At 67.3% G+C, this 18125-nt stretch carries 18 protein-coding genes and 1 riboswitch; of the genes, 5 read left to right on the top strand and 13 right to left on the bottom strand.

Annotation, left to right across the window (positions count from 1 at the left end):
* Positions 1–15: 15 nt before the first annotated feature.
* The 5 genes from ACUCV3_RS04885 to ACUCV3_RS04865 form a co-directional block, all read right to left on the bottom strand.
* A complete protein-coding gene (locus ACUCV3_RS04885) occupies positions 16–1476 on the bottom strand; it encodes a GntP family permease (RefSeq protein WP_279729236.1) in 1461 nt (486 codons plus the stop codon).
* Positions 1469–2503 (bottom strand): patatin-like phospholipase family protein, encoded by a 1035-nt coding sequence (locus ACUCV3_RS04880; RefSeq protein ID WP_279729234.1) that lies wholly within the window; start codon positions 2501–2503, stop codon positions 1469–1471. The genes ACUCV3_RS04885 and ACUCV3_RS04880 overlap by 8 nt, the downstream gene beginning before the upstream one ends.
* 107 nt (positions 2504–2610) lie before the next feature.
* On the bottom strand, positions 2611–3258 hold the full coding sequence (locus ACUCV3_RS04875) for a heme exporter protein CcmB (protein WP_010336308.1): 648 nt from the start codon (positions 3256–3258) through the stop codon (positions 2611–2613).
* Entirely contained in the window at positions 3249–3866 is a 618-nt protein-coding gene (ccmA, locus tag ACUCV3_RS04870) for a heme ABC exporter ATP-binding protein CcmA (protein WP_279729233.1), read from the bottom strand. Before ccmA ends, ACUCV3_RS04875 begins: the two co-directional genes overlap by 10 nt.
* A complete protein-coding gene (locus ACUCV3_RS04865; RefSeq protein WP_004207924.1) occupies positions 3863–4270 on the bottom strand; it encodes a metallopeptidase family protein in 408 nt (135 codons plus the stop codon). Before ACUCV3_RS04865 ends, ccmA begins: the two co-directional genes overlap by 4 nt.
* 40 nt (positions 4271–4310) lie before the next feature.
* On the opposite strand from ACUCV3_RS04865, the gene ACUCV3_RS04860 reads away from it, so the two are divergent.
* Together ACUCV3_RS04860 and ACUCV3_RS04855 are read left to right on the top strand one after the other, a co-directional pair.
* The gene (locus ACUCV3_RS04860; RefSeq protein ID WP_004207923.1) at positions 4311–4601 is read left to right on the top strand and encodes a 4a-hydroxytetrahydrobiopterin dehydratase; all 291 of its coding nucleotides are present in this window, start codon (positions 4311–4313) and stop codon (positions 4599–4601) included.
* A 34-nt stretch (positions 4602–4635) separates the two neighbouring features.
* A riboswitch (SAM-I-IV-variant riboswitch) is annotated at positions 4636–4744 on the top strand.
* Positions 4745–4801: 57 nt separating this feature from the next.
* Complete coding sequence (locus ACUCV3_RS04855; protein ID WP_303758787.1) at positions 4802–5848, top strand: threonine aldolase family protein; 1047 nt, start codon at positions 4802–4804, stop codon at positions 5846–5848.
* 30 nt (positions 5849–5878) lie between these two features.
* Here the strand turns inward: ACUCV3_RS04855 and ACUCV3_RS04850 are convergent, their stop codons facing one another.
* The 3 genes from ACUCV3_RS04850 to ACUCV3_RS04840 all read right to left on the bottom strand — a co-directional run bounded on the left by ACUCV3_RS04850 (position 5879) and on the right by ACUCV3_RS04840 (position 10320).
* Positions 5879–6361 carry a superantigen-like protein SSL4 gene (locus ACUCV3_RS04850; RefSeq protein ID WP_279729231.1) on the bottom strand — a complete coding sequence of 161 codons (483 nt, stop codon included), beginning with the start codon at positions 6359–6361 and terminating at the stop codon, positions 5879–5881.
* Positions 6358–8691 carry a patatin-like protein gene (locus ACUCV3_RS04845; RefSeq protein ID WP_279729230.1) on the bottom strand — a complete coding sequence of 778 codons (2334 nt, stop codon included), beginning with the start codon at positions 8689–8691 and terminating at the stop codon, positions 6358–6360. Before ACUCV3_RS04845 ends, ACUCV3_RS04850 begins: the two co-directional genes overlap by 4 nt.
* Before the next feature lie 927 nt (positions 8692–9618).
* Complete coding sequence (locus ACUCV3_RS04840; RefSeq protein ID WP_048937476.1) at positions 9619–10320, bottom strand: endonuclease/exonuclease/phosphatase family protein; 702 nt, start codon at positions 10318–10320, stop codon at positions 9619–9621.
* Positions 10321–10409: 89 nt separating this feature from the next.
* Here ACUCV3_RS04840 and radA point away from each other — a divergent pair, with 89 nt between their 5' ends.
* Both radA and ACUCV3_RS04830 read left to right on the top strand, forming a co-directional pair.
* Complete coding sequence (gene radA / locus ACUCV3_RS04835) at positions 10410–11777, top strand: DNA repair protein RadA (protein ID WP_048937564.1); 1368 nt, start codon at positions 10410–10412, stop codon at positions 11775–11777.
* Positions 11778–11787: 10 nt separating this feature from the next.
* On the top strand, positions 11788–12312 hold the full coding sequence (locus tag ACUCV3_RS04830; protein WP_048937477.1) for a CvpA family protein: 525 nt from the start codon (positions 11788–11790) through the stop codon (positions 12310–12312).
* Between the two features lie 463 nt (positions 12313–12775).
* On the opposite strand, the gene ACUCV3_RS04825 is transcribed toward ACUCV3_RS04830, so the two are convergent.
* The 4 genes from ACUCV3_RS04825 to ACUCV3_RS04810 all read right to left on the bottom strand — a co-directional run bounded on the left by ACUCV3_RS04825 (position 12776) and on the right by ACUCV3_RS04810 (position 16768).
* A complete protein-coding gene (locus ACUCV3_RS04825; RefSeq protein ID WP_010336317.1) occupies positions 12776–13672 on the bottom strand; it encodes an NAD-dependent epimerase/dehydratase family protein in 897 nt (298 codons plus the stop codon).
* Between the two features lie 24 nt (positions 13673–13696).
* Positions 13697–14830, bottom strand: coding sequence for a glutamate 5-kinase (proB, locus tag ACUCV3_RS04820; protein ID WP_279729227.1), 1134 nt, complete (start codon positions 14828–14830; stop codon positions 13697–13699).
* A gap of 132 nt (positions 14831–14962) precedes the next feature.
* Positions 14963–16057, bottom strand: coding sequence for a GTPase ObgE (gene obgE, locus ACUCV3_RS04815; RefSeq protein ID WP_017499840.1), 1095 nt, complete (start codon positions 16055–16057; stop codon positions 14963–14965).
* A gap of 30 nt (positions 16058–16087) precedes the next feature.
* Positions 16088–16768, bottom strand: a complete 681-nt coding sequence (locus ACUCV3_RS04810) for a TetR/AcrR family transcriptional regulator (protein ID WP_279729249.1) — start codon at positions 16766–16768, stop codon at positions 16088–16090.
* A 54-nt stretch (positions 16769–16822) separates the two neighbouring features.
* On the opposite strand from ACUCV3_RS04810, the gene ACUCV3_RS04805 reads away from it, so the two are divergent.
* A complete protein-coding gene (locus ACUCV3_RS04805; RefSeq protein ID WP_279729225.1) occupies positions 16823–17350 on the top strand; it encodes a GNAT family N-acetyltransferase in 528 nt (175 codons plus the stop codon).
* Between the two features lie 36 nt (positions 17351–17386).
* Here ACUCV3_RS04805 and ACUCV3_RS04800 read toward each other — a convergent pair whose 3' ends face one another.
* Entirely contained in the window at positions 17387–17962 is a 576-nt protein-coding gene (locus tag ACUCV3_RS04800; RefSeq protein ID WP_279729224.1) for a GNAT family N-acetyltransferase, read from the bottom strand.
* Between the last annotated feature and the right edge of the window lie 163 nt (positions 17963–18125).

The following is an 18125-nucleotide window of genomic DNA, read 5'->3' as shown; positions in this document are numbered from 1 at the left end:
CAAGGGGCGAAGGGATCAGAAGCTGCCCAGCGTCGACCCGATCAGGATCACGGCGACCAGCGCCGCAAGCGAGCTGACGATGCCGGCCATGGCGATATCCAGATAGGATTCGCGGTGGGTAACGCCGCTCAGCGCCAGCAGGGTGACGATCGCGCCATTATGCGGCAATATGTCGAGCGTGCCGGACCCGATCACGGCCACACGGTGCATGATGGCGGGGTCGGTGCCGGTTCGCGCGGCGATGTCCATATAGGTCGGCCCCAGCGCCTCCAGCGCGATGGTGAGCCCGCCCGATGCCGATCCGGTGAGCGCGGCGAGCAGGTTGGTCGCCACCGCCAGCGATACCAGTGGCCCGCCGCCCATGCCCAGCACCCAGTCACGGATCATGTGGAAGGCTGGCAGCGCGGCGATCACCGCGCCGAAGCCGACCAGGCTCGCCACGCTGATGATCGGCAGCACGGCGGCGTTGGCGCCCGAATCGATGCTGTCGCGCAGGCTGACGAGGCGCGCCCGGTTGCACAGGATGATGGCGAGCGTCGCGATCATCAGTGCCGCCGTCACCGACCATATGCCCGCAACCGCGCCCAGGCTGGCGCTGCCCCATAACGGTTCCGCGAGGAAGGGCGCGTCCCAGGTCGGGAACAGCCAGAGCGAGAGGATGAGGTTGCAGCCGATCATCACGCCGATCGGCAGGAAGGCGATGCCGAGCGAAGGGCGGTCGTCGGTGGGCGCACCCTTGTCCATCTCTGCGGGGTCGAAGGTGGAGGCCGTCGTCGTATGCTCGCGCATCCGCGCGCTGTCGACCGGCGCCACGGGGGACAGGCTGGGATCATAGCCCTCCTGCCGGGCGGCGGCGGCCGCCTGTGCCCGCAGCAGCCAGCCCAGGCCCACCGCCAGCATGATGACCGCGGCGATCAGGCCCAGGCCCGGCGCCGCATAGATGGAGGTGCCGAAGAAGGGCATGGGAATGACATTCTGGATCGCCGGCGTGCCGGGCAGGGCGGTCATGGTGAAGGTCGATGTGCCCAGGATGATGGTAGCCGGCACCAGCCGCCGGGGGATGTTGCCGGCGCGGAACAGCGCCTGCGCCATTGGCACCAGCACGAAGAAGGCGACGAACAGGCTGACCCCGCCATAGGTCAGGATCGCGCCGGCCAGCACCACCGCCATGATCGCGCGGCCGGACCCCAGCCAGCCGATCATGGCGTCGGCAATGGTGCGCACCGATCCGCTGTCGTTCATCAGCTTGGCGAAGATCGCGCCGAGCAGGAAGAGCGGGAAAAACTGGGCGAGGAAGCCGGCGGCGGCGACCATGAAGATCTGGGTCCAGCTCGCCAGCATCGGATAGCCCGAAAAGCTGGCGGCGATCATCGCCAGCGCCGGGGCGAGGAACAGTACGCTCCAGCCGCGATAGGCCATGGCGATCAGCGCGCCGAGCGCGACCAATATGCCTAGGAAGCTCAATGCCTCAGACATGGGCGAGCAGCGCGTCGATATCGAGCGTCGATTCCCGGCCGATCGCCTGGCCATGCTCCTTCAGGAAATCGTCCGCCGCCTTGCGCCCGATCTTCTTGAGCTTCCACAGGAAAGCCCATTCGGCGTTCAGCTTGGACGAATGGCCGAATTGCAGCATGTCGGCGCTGGCGATGCGGTGGATGCGCATCTTCGCCCATTTCTCGCCCTCGCCATGGCCGGGGTCGGCGACCTGGCGCAGCAGCGCCATCATCCGGATTTCCTGCAACAGCACGGCATTGAAGGAAATCTCGTTCAATCGGCTGGCAATGTCGCGTGCGGCATAGAGGTCGGTGGCGCGCTCGACCGGGTTTACCTGGATCAGGATGGTGTCGTCCGAATCGCAGTCGCGCACCAGCGGCGTCAGCGTCGGATTGCCCGAATAGCCGCCGTCCCAATAGGCCTCGCCATCGATCTCGACCGCGTGGAACATGGTCGGCAGGCAGGCGGAGGCGAGCAGCACGTCGGGGGTGATCTCCGCATTGCGGAACACGCGGGCCTGGCCGGTGCGCACGCTGGTCGCGGTGATGAACAGGCGGATCGGGCTGGCGGCAAGATGGTCGAAATCGACGCATTCGTTGAGGATGTCGGTCAGCGGGTTGAACCCGCCCGGATTGAGATCATAGGGCGAGCAGAGCCGCGCCATCAGGTCCATGCCGACATAGAGTGGCGAATAATCGAGCGTCCAGCGGCCGAGCGCTATGTCGAGCGGACTGCGGCGGAACGGGCTGAACATCGCCCCGTCCGACACCTTGCTCCAGAAGCGGGTGAGGGCGCGGCGGGCGCCCGGCGCGCCGCCATGGGCATAGCCGCTGGCCAGCACGGCCGCGTTCATCGCCCCGGCCGACGTGCCCGATATGCCGTCGATCCGCAGCCAGGGTTCCTCCAGCAGGCGGTCGAGCACGCCCCAGGTGAAGGCGCCATGGGCGCCGCCGCCCTGCAGGGCCAGGTCGATCAGGCGGCTTTCCGGTGCGGCAGTCGGATCGGGCATCGGGCACCTCGCGCTTGGCGGGGATGCCCCGCTGTCGGAGTTTGTTGCGATGCAGCATGGGACCATTGCGGCCCGCCAATGTCAACGCCTTGCGCGTTGCACAAACCTCATTCCCGACCCGCGCGGATCGCCGCGCCGCCCGCGATCGGCGTGATCGCGACCAGCAGCAGGGAGGCGGCGCCCAGGAATTTGAACGCGGCGCCGCTGCCATCGCCCAAAGTGCCCGCGCCAAAGATCAGCAGCGGCACCGCCAGCGGCAGGGCGAGCAGGCCCGCCAGCGCGCCCGACGAGCGCAGTCCGGCGGTCAGCGTCGCCACCAGCAGGCCGAGCGCGGCAAGCGCGGGCGTGCCGATCAGCAGCCCGGCCTCCAGCGTCAGGATCGTGGCGCCGTCCAGCTTCAGCAGCGCGGCGGCGGGCAGGGCGGCGATCATCAGCGGCGGGCCGAAACCCAGCCAATGGGCGATCAGCCGGGCGATCACCACCATCTCCTCGCTGATGCCGCGCAGCGCGATCTGGTCCAGGATGCCGGCGTCGCGATCGGGCGCGACCAGCCGGTCGACCGGCAACAGGCTGGCGAGCAGGGCCGCGATCCACAGCATGCCGCCGCCGGTGCGGGCGAGCAGGGCGGCGTCGGGACCGACCGCGAAGGGATAGAGGCTGGCGACCAGCAGCAGGAAGGCGACCGGCAGCCACAGCCCGGCCGAGCGCCAGGCCTGTCCCAGGTCGCGGGCGACGAGCAGGGCGATCAGTCGCATGACGCCTCCTGCGCCGGGTCCGGCACATGGGCGGCCATTTCGATCCGCACCGGATCGGTCAGCGGCAATGGCTGGTGCGAGGCGGCGACGACGATGCCACCGGCCGCCAGATGGTCCGCCACCGCCGCGCCGAGCAGCGCGACCGACGCATCGTCCAGGCCATTGGCCGGTTCGTCGAGCAGCCAGATATCCGCGCCGCTGGCAATCACGCGGGCGAGCATGGCGCGCTTGCGCTGGCCGGTGGAAAGCATGCGCACCGGCACGTCGCGCAAGGGGGCGAGTGCCATGGCGAGGAGTGCGCGGTCGAGCGCGGCCGCATCCACCCGATCGAGCCGTGCCCAGAAGCTGAGTGCGCGGTGGAGCGGCAATTCCATGTCGAGCGCCAGCCGCTCGTCGGCCAGCGCGACGCCGCCCTGGCGGTCGATGGTTCCGGCGTAGGCGGGCAGCAATCCGGCGCACTGGCGCAGCAGGCTCGACTTGCCGATGCCGTTGGCGCCGTGCAGCAAGGCGCTGCCACCGGACGCCAGCACCAGGTCGACGCCGGCAAAGAGCAGGCGTCCGCCGCGCAGACAGGCCAGGCCCGACAGGCGCAGCGCCGCGCCGCTCATGGGGCGACCATATCCTCCAGCACATGCATGTCGATGTCCGACAGGCCGAAATGATGGCCGATTTCATGCACCACGACATGGGTGATGAGCGCTTCGAGCGGCACGCCGGTTTCGACCCATTCGTCGAGCAGCGGGCGGCGGAAAAGATGCACGGTCGGCGGCAGGTCGCCGGTCTGAGCCTCCTGCCCGAAGGGACGGCCGCTATAGAGGCCGGTCAGGCCGAACGGGTCGTCAATCTCCATCTCCTTCAGGATATCGGCGTCGGCAAAATCCTCCACCAGCATCACGACATTGGAGAGATAGGAACGGAAGGGCTCGGGCAGGCGGCTCAGGGCCTCCAGCGCGAGTGTCTCGATTTCCTGTGGGGTAGGGGCGAAGCGGAACGATTGACCAGTGTCAGGCATGGCTGTCACATAGGCGAAAGAAATAACGCAGGATAGAGAAATGCTTGCCAGACTGAACGAAACGGAACGGGCGATCGCGCTGGCGGATTTGCCCGAATGGACGGCGGTAGCCGAACCGGACGGGATTGCGCGCAGCTTCACCTTTCCCGACTTCGTCGCCGCCTTCGGCTTCATGACGCGCGTCGCGCTGCTGGCGGAAAAGGCCGACCATCATCCCGAATGGTCGAACGTCTATAATCGGGTCGAAATCACGCTCACCACCCATGATGCCGGCGGCCTGTCGCAGCGAGACATCGATCTGGCGAAGGGGATAGAGGCGCTGCTGCGCTGACGCTTGACGCGGCATCGCCCGGCCGATAATCGCCCGGCAACATCAAGAGTCGGGCCAACGTCCGACACCAACCTGCTCCCCGAGCAAGGTGGTGCCTTTCGAAAGAGGGGGATGTGGCCGGACCGGCAATCCAACGGGACATGCAGCCACGACGACGTTGATCCGATGCTTGGTCACACACCAGCAGACGGAAGCATGACGTGCCCATTTCCACACAGCAATTTGCCAGCGACAATTATGCCGGGGCCTGCCCCGAGGCGCTCGACGCGATGCTCGCGGCGAACAGCGGATCGGCGACGGCCTATGGCGAGGATGAATGGACGCAGCGCGCGGCGGACAATTTCCGTACCCTGTTCGGCGGCGATGCGGAGGTCTTCTTCGTCTTCAACGGCACCGCCGCCAATTCGCTGGCGCTCGCGGCGCTGTGCCAATCCTATCATAGCGTGATCTGTTCGGCCGCCGCCCATGTCGAGACCGACGAATGCGGCGCGCCCGAATTCTTCTCCAACGGGTCGAAGCTGCTTGCCGCGCCCTCGGCCGACGGCAAGCTGACGCCCGACGCGATCCGGCAGCTCGCGACCAGCCGATCCGACATCCATTTTCCCAAGCCGCGCGTCGTCACCATCACCCAGCCGACCGAGACCGGTCTTGTCTACACTGTCGAGGAAGTGCGCGCGATTTCTGCCGTGTGCCGCGAACTGGGGCTGAAACTGCATATGGACGGCGCGCGCTTTGCCCATGCCTGCGCCAGCCTGGGCTGCGATCCGGCGGAGATCAGCTGGAAGGCGGGCGTCGACGTGCTCTGCTTTGGCGGCACCAAGAATGGCATGGCCGTGGGCGAGGCGGTGATCTTCTTCGACCGCGCGCTGGCGCAGGATTTCGACTATCGCTGCAAGCAGGCGGGGCAACTGGCGTCGAAGATGCGTTTCCTGTCGGCGCCCTGGATCGGCTTGCTGGAAAGCGGCGCCTGGCTGCGCAACGCCCGCCACGGCAATGATTGCGCGCGTCGACTGGCGGCGGCGATCGCCGACCTGCCCGATGTCAGCCCGATCTTCCCGGTGGAGGCCAACGCGCTGTTCCTGTCGGCCCCCGCGCCGGTGCTGGACGCGCTGCGCGCGCGTGGCTGGCGTTTCTACACTTTCATCGGCGGCGGCGCGCGATTCATGTTTGCCTGGGATGCGCAGGTGGAGCGGGTCGACGAACTGGCCCGCGACATCAGGGAAGCCTGCCTGGCGGTCGCCGCCTGACCGTATGGCGCTAGTGCGGGCGAGGCGGCCTCAGGGTTCCTCGCCCTCGATCCGGGCGTCATAGCTGCTCAGTGCGCTGATGACGTCCGGCATCTTTTCGTAGCGCTTGCGCAGCAAGGCCAGCTTCGCGTCGGTGCCGGAGCAGAGTTCGGCGACGCTTTCCTCGATATAGGCGCGCCGTTCCGCATCATAGGGTTCCTCGCCGCGGAAATGGTCGCAACTGTCGCGATCGACCATGAAGGCGGTGACTTCGCGCGGGAAGGGGGCGGGCTGGGCCGCGTTGCTGGACGGCGGCAGGTCGAGCGAATTGGTCGGGCCGGGCGGGCCGACGGTGACGATCGGCGCCGGGCGCGAGGGCAGGACGGCGGGCGGATCGGGCTGGACGACGGCAACTGCCACCTGCTGCGGCGTGCTGACCGGGGCGGCCTGTGCGCTGTCATCGGACGAGCCCTTGCAGCCGGTGACGAGCACCAGCGCCAGCATCATCGGAAACAGCTTCAAACGCCCCTTCACCCGATTTCCTCCCGCAGTCCGGCGATCAGATCCGCAACATGCGGCAAGCGCGACTCTTCCTCATCGAGGATCGCCAGAAACGCCGCCCGCCTATAGTTGCGCAACGCCCCTTCGGGAAGACGGGTTGGGGCAGGAATTGCGGAAATTACGATATCCAGCAGACGCTCCACCCCATGGAGCCTGCCCCACAGATAGTCATTCTCCCGATAGACCCGGCTGAAGAAGGCACCAAAATTGTTGAATTCTATGCCTTTTAGCGTGGCGTTGGCGCCGCCGGCGCGGATTGCCGTGCAATCTTCGGGCGAAATCCGGTCGACCTTGATCGGATCATATTCATCGACAGCGTCACCCTGAAGCAACGGTAAGGTCGCGATGTCGGAGAAGGGGAAGCCGAGATAGGCCAGCAACATGGTGCGGCGCCCGGCCTTGGGCAGGTTGGCGAGCGCCTCGGCCAGCAGCATGTCGGCGGCTTCGTCGCGGGCGCGCAGGCCGCGCGCCTGCGCCATCGCCTCCAGCGCGGCACCGGCGTCGGTCGGCACCTGCGCCGCGGCGGCGCGGACATGATCATTGTAGAAATCATTGCCCTCGCATTCGGTATAGAGGGCGAGCGCGCGATAGATGACGTCGTGCATCGCCTGCACCGCTTCGCTGTCGGCATCGGCCTCCAGTTCCAGCGTCTCGGCCAGCCGCCGCGCCAGGAAGCGCAGCCGGCGGATGCGGAAGGGGAGGTCATGGGTGCGGAAGAAGAGGACGGGCGCGGCGGCGGAGCCGGCATCCTCGGTCAACTGGTCGGCGCCGATCGCGCGCACCTGCCTCCAGATCGCCTGGCGATAGGCTTCGCGCATCATCGGCGCATCCTCGCCGCTCAGCTGGAACAGGCGCGCGGCCAGATCCTCGACGATGCCCGACAGCTTGAGATGGGCATAGGCAGGGAAGGCGAATCCGGCCGATGCGGCGGCGCGCTGCTGCGCCTTGCCGCGCCAGGCGGACAGGCGCGCCGGCGTTGGCCGGTCGAGGAACAGCATGCGGCCGATCGCCCCCTCCACCTCCGCTTCGATACCGGGGCGCAGCGCCTGGATGATCCGGCCCATGCGGCGGATGCGGGCGGAATGGCGGTCGATCGCCTCCAGATTGTCGCGGATCGGCTGCTCGCGTGGAATGTCCGACAGCGCGCCGAAGATGGTGCGGAAAAAACCGGGCAGCGGCGCATTCTCGCCGATCGGCGCGGCTTCCTCCTCGCCCTCGCGATTGAGGTGGATCGACCGGTGGCCAGGCTTGGGATCGATATAGACGAAGCGGCGGTCGACCTCGCGCCGCGACGGCCGGTTCTTGAGCGCGCCGATCGCCTGGGCAAAGGGGGCGTTGGCCAGCACCGATCCGTCGATCAGCACCGCGTCCTCCGCCTCGCCCCGTGCCGCCCGACGCGGCAGCACGCGCGCCAGGAAGGCGTCGCGGCCGGGCCAGGCGCGGTGGCGGCGCTTCAATACCCGGTCCAGTTCGCGCACGGTGAAGGGCGGAAAGGCGCCGGGGAAGCTGGCAGTGGCGCGCGCGGCAAAGACCAGTTCGGCCGGATCGGCAAAGCCGCTGGCGCTGCCGCCCCGGCCGCGAAAGCCGATCGAAAGCCGATGCTCGGTCTCGATCACCTGGGGTGGGCTGTTGAGGCTCAGGCTCTGCACATGGCCGTCGAAATCGGTGACGGTGACGAACAGGTCGAGCGGATGGCCGTCGGGCAGCAGCGACGGGCCGGCCGGCGTCGCCGCCATCGCGTCGAACGCGTCGAGCAGCATGGTCGAGAATATTTCCCCGCCAAAGGGTGGCTCGAACCAGCGCGAGCGGATGAAGCGCGACAATTTCATCCGCACCTCCTCGCGCGTGTCGGGCGCCACCGTGCGCTCGACCGCGTCGCCGGGCCGGCGCGCGGCCATCCACACCAGCGGCGTCGCCCAGAATTTGGTCAGCGCGCGGGCGGGGCGGGCGTCGGGATCGAGCAGTTCGTCGACATCGGCATTGTCGAGCCACAGCGCAGTGAGTGGCTCCAGCGACTGGCCGGTCTCGATCGCCTGGGCCAGGAAGATGCCGTTGATCCCGCCCGCGCTGGCGCCGGCGATGATGTCGGGTAGGATGCGCAGCCGCGTGCCGCTCGCTGCCTCGATATCGGCGAGCAGCCGATGATAGACCGCCTCGCTCGCCCCCTGCAGCGCCACCCCGTCATGAAAGGCCCGGCTCGCCCGCGTCAGGTGCCAGATTTCCTTGGTGATGCCGTGCATGTAGACGGCCAGGCTGATCCCGCCATAGCAGACGAGCGCGAGGCGTAATTCCTTCTCCCTCATGGGGATAGGGATCGCAAAGCCAGGCCGCCTTGTCGAGAGGCGGAATGTCCCACCCCCTGTCCGAAAGCGGGAAGGGGGGATGGCGGGGTGGGTGGCTAAGCAACGGCCTGTTTTCCACCGTCATCCCCGCGCAGGCGGGGATCCATCTCCACAGCGTCGGACCAGATGCAAGGTCAGGGGATGGATTCCCGCCTGCGCGGGAATGACGAAAGGGGGTGGGAACAAGACATAGCCCCTCCCTTCCAGGGAGGGGGTGGGGTGGGTTGCGAGCGTAGCGAGCTTCTGCCCTATCGACCGTAGACCGCCGCTACGCGGCGCACCCACCCCCGGCCCCTCCCTGGAAGGGAGGGGAGTAGGGAACGTCCGCTTCTGGTCGAAAGCCGCTTCAGGGGTTCCGTCGCTTTGATCGTCGAATGCAGAGTGCAAGGAATATCGGATAAAGGCCCAACGAAGCTATAAAACCATAGAACAATCTGCCATCCGCTCTGGCTGAGCAGGACCGATAAACTTCATCGGTCAAGGCTGTTGAGCAATCACCCGCCATCATCGCCGAGATTACAACAACCATAAAGGCAGTAAGGATATAAATAACGGTCGCGGCGAGCAGATTACGCTTTTTCATATCAGTAATATGCGCCCCACGATGGGGCGCCGCAATGTCAGCTCATGGGCAAGGCGATAGTTTCGATTAGCGGCAAAAACTGGTCGTTTTTAACCGTCATGCCAGCGAAGGCTAGCATCTCAGGCGGAGGTGCAAAACGGTAGGACTGGGCGCTTTCCCAAGCCTATTTCGCCACCGCCTGAGACCCCAGCGTTCGCTGGGGTGACGGAAGAAGGATGGCCGCTTTCGAACGATAGCGTTGCGCCCGTAGCCGTCTGCATTTGGTCGTCTTCAGACCCTCAGCCATCCCCAACACGCGCCCGCTTTTACCCGACCCGGAACTCCGCCCAGATCGGCAGATGGTCCGACGCCTTGCGCGCGGCGGCGCTTTCGTGGACGCCGCTGTCGACCAGGCGGATGCGGCCGCAATGCATGATCCGGTCGAGCCGGGCGACCGGGCGGCGGGCGTGGAAGCTGCGGCCGCAGGGCGCAAAGCTGTAATGGCGGGCAAAGTCGGCCAGGCAGCCGCGTTCGGCGCTCCATTCGTTGAGGTCGCCCATCAATACCGTCGGCAGGGCATGACCCTGCGCCGCGGCATGGATCACGGCCGCCGCCTGCTTGCGCCGCCACAGGCCCGACAGGTCGAGATGCATGCCGAACACGCGCAGGGTCGCGCCCTTGATCGCGACCTCCGCCATGGTCGCGCCGCGCGGCTCCAGGCAGGGCAAGTGCAGCACGTCATAGGCGGCGACTTCCGCCTCCTTGCGGACGATGATGGCATTGCCGTGCCAGCCCATGCTATCGGTCTGGACATTGAGTGGCACCGGCTTGTAGCCGCTCTGGCGGTCGAGCAGCAGCGGCGGGATCGCGGCATAGCGTATGCCGAAGCGCCGGTCGGCCTCCTGCAGCGCGATGATGTCGGCATCCACCTCGTTCAGCACGTCGATCACCCGCTCGGGCGAGCGGCGGCGGTCGGTACCGATGGCCTTGCGGATATTATAGCTGGCGACGCGGATCGTGGCGGACATGCTGCTTCAATGCGCTAGCGGCGCGGGGGTTTCCAGCCTCGATGCAAGATCGCGTTTGTGTTCCTTTTATGTTCTGTTATGCGTGGGCGATGGCCAAGGCAAAGCGCAAATTCGTCTGTCAGCAATGCGGCACCGTCTCCGGCCGGTGGCAGGGGCAGTGCGATGACTGCGGCGAATGGAACAGCATCGTCGAGGAAGCGGCCGAGACCGTCTTTTCCGCCAAGCATGACCTGCAGGGCGGCGGCCGGGCGATCACGCTCATCGGCCTCGACAGCAAGGTGGAACTGCCCGCGCGCACCAGCACCGGCATCGCCGAGTTCGACCGGGCGCTGGGCGGCGGCATCGTGCCGGGATCGGCGACGCTGATCGGCGGCGATCCGGGCATCGGCAAGTCGACCCTGTTGCTGCAGGCGGCGGCGCGGGTCGCCTCGCGCGGGCTGACCGTCGCCTATATCAGCGGGGAGGAAGCGTCGGACCAGGTGCGGCTGCGCGCCCAGCGGCTGGGCCTTGGCAACGCCCCGGTGCAACTGGCGAGCGCGACATCGGTGCGCGATATATTGACGACGCTCAGCGACGGCGTGCCGCCCGCGCTGCTCATCATCGATTCGATCCAGACCATGCACAGCGACCTGATCGAGGGCGCGCCCGGCACCGTCAGCCAGGTGCGCGCATCGAGCCAGGAACTGATCAAATTCGCCAAGCAGCGCGGCACCGCGCTGATCCTGGTCGGCCATGTCACCAAGGATGGCAGCATCGCCGGCCCGCGCGTGCTGGAACATATGGTCGACACGGTGCTGGCGTTCGAGGGTGAGCGCAGCCACCAATATCGCATCCTGCGCGCGATCAAGAACCGCTTTGGCGGCACGGACGAGATCGGCGTCTTCTCGATGGTGGCCGAGGGGCTGGAGGAGGTCGCCAACCCATCCGCCCTGTTCCTCACCAATCGCGACGAGACGGTGACGGGCGCCACCGTCTTCCCCGCGCTCGAAGGAACGCGGCCGGTGCTGGTCGAGATCCAGGCGCTGGTGGTGCGGCTGTCGAGCGGGGCGACGCCTCGGCGCGCGGTGGTCGGCTGGGACAGCGGCCGGCTAGCCATGATCCTCGCCGTGCTGGAGGCGCGCTGCGGCCTCAGCTTCTCGACCTGCGAAGTCTATCTCAATGTCGCGGGCGGCTATCGCCTGTCCGATCCGGCCGCCGACCTGGCCGTCGCCGCCGCTTTGATGTCGGCCTTGTCGGAACGGCCGGTGCCCGCCGATGTCGTGCTGTTCGGCGAGATTGCGCTGTCGAGCGAGATCAGGCCCGTCTCGCACACGCCGCTCAGGCTCCGGGAATCGGCGAAACTGGGCTTCAATCGCGCCTTCGTGCCGGCGTCGGGCGCGGACGGGGTGAAGGGGATTTCGGTCAGCGGCTTCCGCACCCTTGCACAGCTGGTTGACCAGATGCTCGGGCGCGGATAGCCAGCGCGGCATGAACGCCGTCGATATCCTCGTCCTCCTCCTCATCGGCGGTTGCGCCATATTCGGCCTGCTGCGCGGGTTCGTGACCGAAACCCTCTCGCTCATCGCCTGGGTCGCGGGCATCTTCGCGATCAGCCTGTTCCACGCCTCGGTCACCGAATTGCTGACCAGCTTCGTCGGCAGCGAGAGCGGGGCGGCGGTTCTGGCCTTCTTCCTGATCTTCGCCATCACCTTTGGCGCGGGCAAGCTGCTCGCCCGCGCGATTGGCCAGCGCACCCGTCAGTCGGTGCTCGGCCCGATCGACCGGGTGCTGGGCGGCGGCTTCGGTGCGATCAAGGGCCTGATCGGCGCGACCCTGGTCTTCCTCGCCTTCTCCCTGGTCTATGACACATTCTACGGTAGCGGCGCACGCCGCCCCGACTGGCTGTCCGACGCCCGCACCTATCCGCTGCTCAACGCCAGCGGCAAGGCGATCAGCGAATTTGTCGACGAACAGCGCGCGCAGAAGCCGGCGGAGTCCGATCCGGCGGCGTGACCGGGGGGGGTGGCTTACGGCCATCCCACCGACGTCATGCTGAACTTGTTTCAGCATCCATCAAGCCTAACAAACCATTGGTCTATTGGGAGGAATGGACCCTGAAACAAGTTCAGGGTGACGATGATGGGATGGGCGGTGCTTGATCGAAACTCGATCCGCCAATCCCGCATGCCGCTGTCCTACAGATCTGCCCTGCTCTAAGCTGGGGCATGACGCTGCCGCTCATCCTGCCTCCGCTATCCATGCAACTGGCGCGCGACGGGGGCGTCGCTGTCGCTGCGCAGGTGCGCGGGTGGGGCCTTGTCGGCGCGCGCCGGGCGCGTCTGTCGAACCTGCCATGGCGCGTTACCGGCGCGTGGGTGGTGCATCATGGGGGCGAAGCAGGTGCAAATGCCCCGAAAAGGCCGTTTACACTGTGAACTTCGGTCGTGACCCGCGCGGACTTGTGTCCTTGGGCGGGCTACAGCCAGCCCTTGGCGCGATAGGCCTCGACCGTGGCCTTGAGCCCTTCCTCGGTCGGGATCTGCGGCGTCCACAGCCGCTTGGGCGGTTGCTTGCGCTTGGCGACGACCCAGTCGGGGTGGCAGAAATAATCGACCCGGTCGGGGGTCAGCTTGGCATTGCGGCCGCGCACCAGCCGGTCGAGTCGGGCGGCGGTCGCCAGCAGCCATTGCGGCGTCGCGAAGGTGCGGACAGTGCGGCCCACGGCTCGGCCGATCGCCTGGCCGAATTCCTGATGGTCCCAGCCGCCGGGCGTCGCATCGTCCGCCTCATAGGTGCGGGTCTGGCTCTGCTCCTTTTCGCAGGCGAGCGTCAGCAGCAGGCGGGAAAGATCGGCTACATGGATCACCGAAAGCCGGCCGCCGGGCGGCAGCAGCATGATGCCGCGCTTGGCCATGCGGAACAGTTCCAGCATTTCCTGGTCATTGGGGCCATAGATGGCGGGCGGGCGCACGATCGTCCAGTCAAGGCCGCTGGCCTTCACATGGCGTTCGGCCAGTTCCTTCGACCAGCCATAGTCCGACATGCCCGGCTCACGTGCGGCGAGCGAGGAGACATGGACGAGCCGGCGCACGCCGCGTTTGCGCATGGCGTCGACCACCGCCATCGTGCCGCGCGCATTGCCCGCCTCGAACCCCTCGCGGTCGGGCGCGTTCACGACGCCGGCGATATGGATCACGGCGTCGGCGTCGCGCACCAAGGTGTCGAGCGCGGCGGTATCGTCGAGCGAGCCGGGCACCCATTTGAGATGGGCGCGTGGCGGCTGCGCCCGGCGGGTGAGGGCGTTGACCTGGAGACCGGCGGCAAGCGCCTGATCAAGCGTTTCGGCGCCGACGAAACCCGTCGCGCCGGTCATGGCAATTCTAAGGGACATAATAGGTCAGACCATCGCCATATGGTCGCGATGGACCAGCACGGTGCGGGACATTTCGCCGAGCAGGGCGGGAATGTCTTCGCTGCGGCGGCCGGCGATCTTCGCGGCGGCCTCGCTGTCATATTCGATGAGGCCACGGGCGATCACCCGGCCGTCCTGATTGAGAATGTCGACCACGTCGCCGCGGGCGAACACACCCTCGACCCGCGCGACGCCGGCCGGCAGCAGGCTGTTGCCCTTGCCCAGCGCCGCTTCGGCGCCGGCATCGACGATGATCCGGCCGAGCACGGTGAGGCGGCCCGAGAGCCAGCCCTTGCGCGCGCCCTGGCTTTCGGCGGCCAGGAAGATGGAGCCGCGGCCGGCATTGGCCCAATGGCTGAGCGGGGCGTCGACCTTGCCGGAGATGATGGCGAGATGGGCGCCGGCGCCGGTGGCGATCTGGGCCGCCTGGATCTTCGACACCATGCCGCCCGATCCCATGCCCGAGGCGGAACCGGTGTCGGCCATGGCGGCAATGCGCGCGTCGATGCGCTCTATCCTCTCGATCAGCATGGCATCCGCATCGGCGTGCGGGTTGGCGGTGTAAAGCCCGTCCACGTCCGACAGCAGCACAACCGCGTCGGCCCGTGCCGCCTGTCCGATGCGCGCCGCAAGGCGATCATTATCGCCGAAGCGGATCTCCGCCGTGGCGACGCTGTCATTCTCGTTCACCACCGGCACGACGTCGAGCGCCATCAGCCGCTCCAGCGTGGCCGAGGCGTTGAGGTAGCGGCGGCGATGCTCCAGATCGTCGAGCGTCACCAGCATCTGCGCGGCGGTGATGCCCTTTTCATGCAGCAGGCTGGCCCAGCATTGCGACAGGGCGATCTGGCCGGTGGCGGCCGCCGCCTGCGCATCCTCCAGGCTGCCGCGCCCGCCCTTGGGCAGCTTCAGCCGGCGCGCGCCCAGCGCGATTGCGCCTGACGACACGATGATGACCTGTTGCCCGGCCGCCTTGCGCGCGGCGACATCGGCCACCAGCGTGCGCAGCCAGTCGACGCGCACTTCCCCGGCCGGATCGACCAGCAGCGCCGACCCGATCTTGATGACCAGGCGGCGGACCAGGGCAGGGGGAAAGCCGGACAGGGCGTTCGTGGCCACTTTTACAACAACATCCGTTCGGTTCGAGCCCTTCGACGACGCCTGCGGCGTCGCTCAGGACAGGCTTTGTCGAGAACCTCGCGCGCAGTTCTCGACAAGCTCGAACCGAACGGAGATAAGTTTATTGATGCCTTAGATCGGCGACCAGGTGGCTTCGCCGTCGCTGTCGTCGGCGTCGTCCTCTTCACGATCCTCGTCGAGCATTTCCAGCACGGCGTCGAGCAACGGGGTGACGCCTTCGCCGGTCGCGCCGGAGATGATGAAGACATCTTCCACGCCGGCCTGCTCGCGCAGCTGTTCGGCAATGTCTTCCATCAGTTCCTGGCCCAGCAGGTCGCCCTTGTTGAGCACCACGATCTGCGGCTTTTCGTCCAGCCCGCCGCCATAGGCTGCGAGTTCGTCGGTGACGATGCGGAAGGCTTCGACCGGGTCGTCGCCGGTCGCGTCGATCAGGTGCAGCAGCACGCGGCAGCGTTCGATATGGCCCAGGAACCGGTCGCCAATGCCCGCGCCCTCGGCCGCGCCCGCGATCAGACCGGGAATATCGGCCAGCACGAATTCGCGATCACGGTGCAGCACCACGCCAAGCTGCGGCTTGGTGGTGGTGAAGGCATAGGCGCCGACCTTCGCCTTGGTGTTCGTCACCTGGTTGATCAGGGTCGACTTGCCGGCGTTCGGCATGCCGACTAGGCCGACATCGGCCAGCAGCTTGAGGCGCAGCCAGACCCACATTTCCTGGCCCGGCCAGCCGGTGCCATGCTGGCGCGGCGCCCGGTTGGTGCTGGTCTTGTAGGACAGGTTGCCGCGGCCGCCGTCGCCGCCGCGCAGGAAGCTCACACGCTGCCCCACCTCGGTGAAGTCGGCCAGGATTTCCTGTTCCTCATATTCGGGATAGCCGTCTTCGTCCTCGGTCCCCTCGATCGGCTGGGGATCGGACAGGATCTGGGTGCCGACCGGCACCTTGACGACCAGGTCGTTGCCGCCGGCACCATAGCGGTTCTTGCCCATGCCCGGCATGCCGCGCTGCGCCTTGAAATGCTGGGTGTAGCGGAAGTCGATCAGCGTGTTGAGGCCGGCCACGGCCTCGAAGATGATGTCGCCGCCCTTGCCGCCATTGCCGCCGTCCGGGCCGCCATATTCGACATATTTTTCACGCCGAAAGCTGACCGCGCCGGGACCGCCCCAGCCGGACTTGATATAGATTTTTGCTTGATCGAGAAAATGCATGGCGCGCCCATAGCGTCTTCTTGGGCAAAATTAAACCTTAGCTTGCGACACTTTCGCCGTCGCCGTCAACCGGGCTTCTTCGGTCAGGGCGGAGACCAGGCTGCGGGCCGCCAGTTCGCGCGCTTTCTCGCGATTGAGGCCCAGCGCAGCGGCCATCGGGCCGCCCATCTGCGAATCGCCGAGCGCCAGCAGGACCAGCATCAGCGTATTGTCGCGGATCACCTCGGCCAGTTGCGGGCGCAGCGCCGTCGCCGCCAGCTTGTCGACCAGCCGGTGAATCGCGTCCACCACCGGGTCGAGCGCATCCTCATTGCCGGACGCCAGCATCCAGCTGGCCAGCGCGCCGGCGCCGCCCGCGTCGAAGGCGTCGAAGGTCATGTCGACGATCCGCCGGGGTTCGACCTCGCCGCGCCGGGCGGCGCTCACCGCGTCGCCGATAGTGGCGGTGATGGCGTCGGCCAGATAGCCCGCGAGCGCCTTCTGCAGGCCGGCGGCCGATCCGAAATGATGGAGCAGATTGGCATGGGTGCGGCCGATGCGATTACCCACCGCCTTCAGCGTCACGGCCTGCGGCCCCGCTTCCAGCAGCAGGTCGCGGGCGGCTTCCAGCGCAATCAGGCGACTTTCGTCGGGGCTGAGGCGCGAGCGCTTGAGGGGGATCGGTTCGGGCAACGTGCCTTGCCCATGACACAGGGGCCGGGGGAAGGCCATAGTCATGTGCGGGGTCGCTTGACCGGCCCCTGCGCGGCCGCCCATAGATTGGCGATGACCGCTGCGCCGATCCTCACCACCGACCGCCTGATCCTGCGCCCGCACCGGGTGGAAGATTATCCCGCCTGCCAGGCGCTATGGGCCGATCCCGACGTGGTGCGCTTCATCGGTGGCGCGGCGCTCGATGCGCAGGCGGTCTGGTTCCGCATCCTGCGCTATGCCGGCATGTGGGCGCTGCTCGGCTATGGCATGTGGGCGATCGAGGATCGCGCCAATGGCGAATTGCTGGGCGAGGCGGGGCTGCTGAGCGCGGCGCGGGGGCTGGCCGAACTGGACGGCGTGCCAGAAGCGGGCTGGGTGCTGGGGCCGGCCGCCTGGGGGCGCGGCATCGCGACCGAGGCGATGGCGGCGATCTTTGCCTGGACCGATGCGCATCTGGATGCGCCTTCGATCCGCTGCATCATCGCGCCCGACAATGGCGGGTCGATCAAGGTGGCGGAGAAACTGGGCTTTGCCGCCCTGGCCGAAGTCGATTTCCATGGCGCGCCGACCCGTGTCTTCGATCGGCCCCGTCAGGCGTGAGAGGCGGGCGCCTTGATCGGCGCCCGCGCACCTCAGTCAAGCGGCAAGCGCCGGCAGCGCGTCGCCATATAGGTCCAGGGCAAAGTCCACGCTCATGCGGGCGGCCTCGCCCTCGTCGAAGACCAGGCAGTCGGCCTCGGCCCCGCGGGCGGGGCTGTAGCGCCGCTCGACCGCGCCGTTGGCGCGGAAACCGATCTTGCGCAGGACATGGCCCGATGCGCGATTGTCGGCGAAATGGACGGCGCGGACTGCCGGCAGATTATGCGCGCGGGCGATGCTCATGACGGCGCGGGCCGCCTCCGTGGCGAAGCCCAGACCCCAATAGGGGCGGGCGATCCAGTAGCCCAGTTCCGGCGTGCCATCCTCGGTCTCATGGATGCCGCAGCCGCCCACCAGGCGCGGCGCGCCCTGGGTGCGGGTGAAGGCCAGCAGGCGCGGCATGCGCGAATCCTGCGGTAGTGCCAGGAAGGCTTCGGCATCGGCCAGGCCATAGGGGGCGGGGGCGCGGCTCAGATTGCGCAGGACCGCGTCATTACCGATGGCCTGAGCCAGGGCGGGGGCATCTTCCATCCAGCCTGGCCGCAGCAGCAGGCGGGGGGTACGGGCGAACATTCACGTCTCTCCTCTTCGTGCGCGCAATAGCTGCCAATCATGACGGCTTGACGACGGTCTTCTCTGGCTGAGCCCCGCCCGCACGACGCGCGAGAAGGTCAGTAGTTCCAGAGGTTTGAGGGAAATCGGGAGGAGTGCCCGGTGATGTTCGTCAGAACGGAAA

The organism is Sphingobium sp. VMM (genome assembly GCF_056790315.1).
This window is presented reverse-complemented; position numbering and strand designations above follow the sequence as displayed.

Excerpts from the sequence above, each read along its gene's own strand:
- ACUCV3_RS04885 (WP_279729236.1), bottom strand. The coding sequence starts at position 1,476 with ATGTCTGAGGCATTGAGCTTCCTAGGCATATTGGTCGCGCTCGGCGCG.
- ACUCV3_RS04880 (WP_279729234.1), bottom strand. The coding sequence starts at position 2,503 with ATGCCCGATCCGACTGCCGCACCGGAAAGCCGCCTGATCGACCTGGCC.
- ACUCV3_RS04875 (WP_010336308.1), bottom strand. The coding sequence starts at position 3,258 with ATGCGACTGATCGCCCTGCTCGTCGCCCGCGACCTGGGACAGGCCTGG.
- ccmA (WP_279729233.1), bottom strand. The coding sequence starts at position 3,866 with ATGAGCGGCGCGGCGCTGCGCCTGTCGGGCCTGGCCTGTCTGCGCGGC.
- ACUCV3_RS04865 (WP_004207924.1), bottom strand. The coding sequence starts at position 4,270 with ATGCCTGACACTGGTCAATCGTTCCGCTTCGCCCCTACCCCACAGGAA.
- ACUCV3_RS04860 (WP_004207923.1), top strand. The coding sequence starts at position 4,311 with ATGCTTGCCAGACTGAACGAAACGGAACGGGCGATCGCGCTGGCGGAT.
- ACUCV3_RS04845 (WP_279729230.1), bottom strand. The coding sequence starts at position 8,691 with ATGAGGGAGAAGGAATTACGCCTCGCGCTCGTCTGCTATGGCGGGATC.
- ACUCV3_RS04840 (WP_048937476.1), bottom strand. The coding sequence starts at position 10,320 with ATGTCCGCCACGATCCGCGTCGCCAGCTATAATATCCGCAAGGCCATC.
- radA (WP_048937564.1), top strand. The coding sequence starts at position 10,410 with ATGGCCAAGGCAAAGCGCAAATTCGTCTGTCAGCAATGCGGCACCGTC.
- ACUCV3_RS04830 (WP_048937477.1), top strand. The coding sequence starts at position 11,788 with ATGAACGCCGTCGATATCCTCGTCCTCCTCCTCATCGGCGGTTGCGCC.
- ACUCV3_RS04825 (WP_010336317.1), bottom strand. The coding sequence starts at position 13,672 with ATGACCGGCGCGACGGGTTTCGTCGGCGCCGAAACGCTTGATCAGGCG.
- obgE (WP_017499840.1), bottom strand. The coding sequence starts at position 16,057 with ATGCATTTTCTCGATCAAGCAAAAATCTATATCAAGTCCGGCTGGGGC.
- ACUCV3_RS04810 (WP_279729249.1), bottom strand. The coding sequence starts at position 16,768 with ATGGCCTTCCCCCGGCCCCTGTGTCATGGGCAAGGCACGTTGCCCGAA.
- ACUCV3_RS04805 (WP_279729225.1), top strand. The coding sequence starts at position 16,823 with ATGACCGCTGCGCCGATCCTCACCACCGACCGCCTGATCCTGCGCCCG.
- ACUCV3_RS04800 (WP_279729224.1), bottom strand. The coding sequence starts at position 17,962 with ATGTTCGCCCGTACCCCCCGCCTGCTGCTGCGGCCAGGCTGGATGGAA.